The organism is Flavobacterium sp. (genome assembly GCF_044338735.1).
GTDB lineage: Bacteria > Bacteroidota > Bacteroidia > Flavobacteriales > Flavobacteriaceae > Flavobacterium.
Genome location: NZ_JBIIWV010000176.1, coordinates 1 through 4138, shown reverse-complemented (window position 1 = coordinate 4138; position 4138 = coordinate 1). Strand labels below are relative to the sequence as shown.

The following is a 4138-nucleotide window of genomic DNA, read 5'->3' as shown; positions in this document are numbered from 1 at the left end:
TCAAGTGTTTCTAAAAATGTGCAACCCTGTTCAACGGTATCTTTTGTAAAACTTTCGTAACGAGCTGTTGGAATGTTGTGTTTTACTAAAAATTCTTTGGCAAATTCTTTACTTCCTTCTAGTTGCGCTCCTATTTTTGAAGGTCCGATTACCGGAATATGATTGATTTGAGAATCGTTTTTAAAATAATCGTAAATCCCTAATACTAAAGGGTCTTCTGGTCCAACGACTACCATTTCAATTTTTTCCTGAAGCACAAATTGTTTCACGGCTTCAAAATCATTAGGGTTTAGTGAAACATTAGTAGCAATTGTTGCTGTTCCAGCATTTCCAGGCGCTACAAAAAGAGAAGAGCATTTTGGGCTTTGAAGCATTTTCCATGCCAATGCGTGTTCGCGACCACCTGAACCTAGTAATAAAATTGTCATTGTTTTGTGTCGTTATGTTGTTTGGCAAAAATACTTCGTTTTCGATAGAAAAAAAAGTTTAATAGGCTTTTTCCTCTCCTTTAATAGCGTTGATAACTGTTTTATGGATAATTTTTAAATCTAACAAAATAGACCAATTTTCTAAATAAAAAATATCGAATTTCACTCTATTTACAATATCTTTTTCGTTTTCAACTTCTCCTCTGCAACCATTTATTTGTGCTAAACCGGTAATTCCTGGCTTAATAAAATGTCTAACCATAAATTTATCAATGCTTTTTGCATACATTTCGGTGTGACTAACCATATGGGGTCTTGGTCCTACAACAGACATGTCACCTAATAATACGTTGAAAAATTGAGGCAACTCATCAATACTAAACTTTCGTAATATTTTTCCGAATTTAGTAACTCTTGGATCGTTTTTTTGAACTTGTTCTAAATCAGCTTTTGAATTTAATCGCATAGATCTAAATTTATAACAATTAAACTCCTTATAGTTCAAGCCGTTTCTTCTTTGTTTGAAGAAAACCGGCCCTTTTGATTCCATTTTTATTATTATTGCTATTAAAGGAGCTAACCACGATAAAAGCAATAAAATAACGAGTAATGAAAACACAACATCAAAAAAATGTTTGAATCTTTTATTAATTATTTTATCCAAAGGTATGGTTCTTAAAGAAATAACAGGCACATAGCCATAGTATTCTACTGCTAGATTGCGTAACATTCTGTTTTTGCTGTCTGGAAGCAGTTTTATGGTTTTGAGATTGTTGTCTGCAAAATGTATTAGTCCTTGTAAATCCGTACTATTGAGTGTATTTAATGAGCCGTAAATTTCATCAACATTATTTTTTGTTACAAACTCATAACACGCTTTAATCTCTTCCTTTTTGTTTATTTTTAAACTAAAAACATGCATTAAATTGTACCCATAATTAGGTTTAGTTGTAAAAAATAATTTTAATTCGTCTACATCTTTTCCAGATCCTAAAATGATCACATTTCTTAAATTTCCTCCATATAACAAACGATACTTTTTAAGTAGAAAAAATATTGAAAACTTAATAAAACCAACAGAAATGAATGAAAAAATAATATAAATCCATACTTCGTCTGGAGTTACATATTTATATTTATAACCAACGTAAGCGAACGTAATTAAACTTATAAAAATAAATTGTTTTATTAGTTTTCCTAAGATTGTAATTTCTTTTGTAAATCTATACACTTCGTAATAACCTGAATAATAGGAAATAACTATCCAAGAAAGCGACAAAATAGAATGATAACCAAAATTGCTCATGGCCGAACGAAGACAAACTAAAATTAATAAATTTATTAATAATAAATCTATTAAAGCGATTAGAGGTCTAATAAATCCTGAATATCTTCCTGTTTTTGGCTTCAAACTAATAAATGTATTTTGAGAAATCTTTGTGTTCTTCTTTTGCTAATTCTTCAGGTGAAAGTGATTTGAAATACTCATAAGTTAATTTCATACCTTCTTCTCTTTTTACTTTAGCTGTCCACCCTAAAATTTCTTTGGCCTTAGTAATGTCTGGTTGGCGTTGCATTGGGTCGTTTACGGGTAAGTCTTTATAAATAACCTTTTGTTTGGTTCCTGTTAATTTAATTATTTCTTCAACAAAATCAGAAATAGTAATTTCATCTGGATTTCCAATGTTTACAGGTAAATGATAATCGGAAAGTAATAATCTATAAATGCCTTCTACTTGATCCGAAACGTAACAAAAAGAACGTGTTTGACTTCCGTCACCAAAAACCGTTAAATCTTCTCCTCTTAGCGCTTGACCTATAAATGCAGGTATAACTCGTCCGTCATTTAATCGCATCCTTGGTCCGTAAGTGTTAAAAATTCGGACAATTCTAGTTTCCACGCCGTGAAACGTGTGATACGCCATTGTAATTGATTCTTGAAACCGTTTGGCTTCATCATAAACCCCTCGAGGGCCAATGGTATTTACATTTCCATAATACTCTTCTGTTTGAGGGTGTACTAATGGATCGCCATACACTTCTGAGGTTGATGCGATAAGTATTCTTGCTTTTTTTACTCGGGCTAAACCCAATAAATTATGAGTTCCTAATGATCCTACTTTTAAAGTTTGAATGGGAATTTTCAAATAGTCTATTGGACTAGCCGGTGAAGCAAAGTGCAAGATATAATCTAATTTACCGGGCACATGGACAAATTTTGTGATGTCGTGGTGGTAAAATTCAAAATTTTTATCTTTAAAAAGGTGCTCAATATTTTTTAAATCGCCAGTTATTAAGTTATCCATGCCAATAACATAATAGCCTTCATTGATAAATCGATCACAAAGGTGTGATCCTAAAAAACCTGCGGCGCCTGTAATTAATATTCTTTTCATATACTATTGTTGTTACAAAAAAAGAAATAGTGCTATTTTTGTATGATTAAAACGCTGAAAAAGCTGTCTTATTATAAAAATATTGAAAATTTCTATTACATTAAAAATTTCTATAACTTAGATTGGTTTTTCAAAAATAAGCTTAACATTGGTTTTTGAAAAATAATAATTGCTTAAATGTTAGATTTTTTTATTTATCCTTAATTCATACAACTACTTTTTAATTAATTAAGTATTTAGATTTTTTATATATAAAAATTAATGTTTCGTTTATATTTGCTCAAAAATATAGCAATTTAAACATTAGTTTGATTTTTATACTATTGATGAAAAAAATAATCAACAATCATTTAATTATGAGCGGTTTTTACAAAGCCGTCTCTGGTTTGGCTATGTTTTTTTCAATTCGTCTTTTAATTAATTATCTCGGGTCTGAGAATTATGGTATTTGGGTTCTCGTTTTTACGTTGTTCCAGTTGGTGCTGCTTATGGATTTTGGGGTGCAAAGTTCCTTGAAAACAAAAATACCTGTTTTTGTTCACAAAAAAGATTGGGTTGGATTAAATTCATTTATTGGATCAATTTATAAACTATCCTTTGCAATTGCAATTGCTGTTTTTATTTTTTTTATTTTTTTTATTAAAGTATTTGATATTAAATCTGCTTTTAACATTCTTGAACTTTCATTTCATGAGGTTAATTTTTTGCTTTTATTAAATCTGCTTTTTTTCTGTCTTACATTTATAGCCAACATCCATAAGTCTTTATATGTAGCTTTTCACAAAGGAAAATTTGCCGAGCAATCAATAGCGTTAAATCAATTATTCTTTTTAGTGGCATTGATTTTTTTATTAGAGATCTTCCAATCTCCTATAACTGGATATCAAAAATTAGTTTGCATAAGCTTTATAAATGGCGGGGTTAGTTTACTTGTCAATCTGTATTTTACATTTGCCGTTTTTAAAAAGGAAAAACTAAGAATTTCTTTATTAAAAAATTCAACGGTAACGAACTATAGTGATGTTTTTCAATTGGGATTAAAATTTATGATTATTCAAATTGGCTTTTTGTTTGTTTTTTCATCGGATAGTTATATTATTTCTTACGTCTTTAATCCAACAGAAATTGTGCCCTATGAAGTGGTTAGCAAGCTGTTTCAATTGCCTTATCTTGTGCTTTTTGCTGCATTGACTCCTTTTTGGTCCTTGTTTGCAAAACATTACCTTGAAAAGAATCAATCGAAATTACTTAATGATTTTAATAAGTTTAATAAGTTTTTTAGTTTGGTGGTCCTTGGACTAATTGTGATGACGT

3 protein-coding genes and 1 pseudogene are annotated in these 4138 nt (G+C 30.0%); 1 reads left to right on the top strand and 3 read right to left on the bottom strand.

From position 1 onward, the window contains the following. The 3 genes and pseudogenes from ACIQZC_RS09585 to ACIQZC_RS09575 all read right to left on the bottom strand — a co-directional run. Positions 1-428 (bottom strand): annotated as a pseudogene (locus tag ACIQZC_RS09585) (phosphoribosylamine--glycine ligase); the annotation flags it as partial. A gap of 58 nt (positions 429-486) precedes the next feature. After that, a complete protein-coding gene (locus tag ACIQZC_RS09580) occupies positions 487-1839 on the bottom strand; it encodes an undecaprenyl-phosphate glucose phosphotransferase (protein ID WP_396139005.1) in 1353 nt (450 codons plus the stop codon). 1 nt (position 1840) lies between these two features. After that, on the bottom strand, positions 1841-2824 hold the full coding sequence (locus ACIQZC_RS09575; RefSeq protein WP_396139004.1) for a UDP-glucuronic acid decarboxylase family protein: 984 nt from the start codon (positions 2822-2824) through the stop codon (positions 1841-1843). Positions 2825-3150: 326 nt separating this feature from the next. Between ACIQZC_RS09575 and ACIQZC_RS09570 the strand changes: the two genes are divergently transcribed. After that, a partial coding sequence (locus ACIQZC_RS09570) for a hypothetical protein (RefSeq protein WP_396139003.1) occupies positions 3151-4138 on the top strand: 988 nt, incomplete at its 3' end.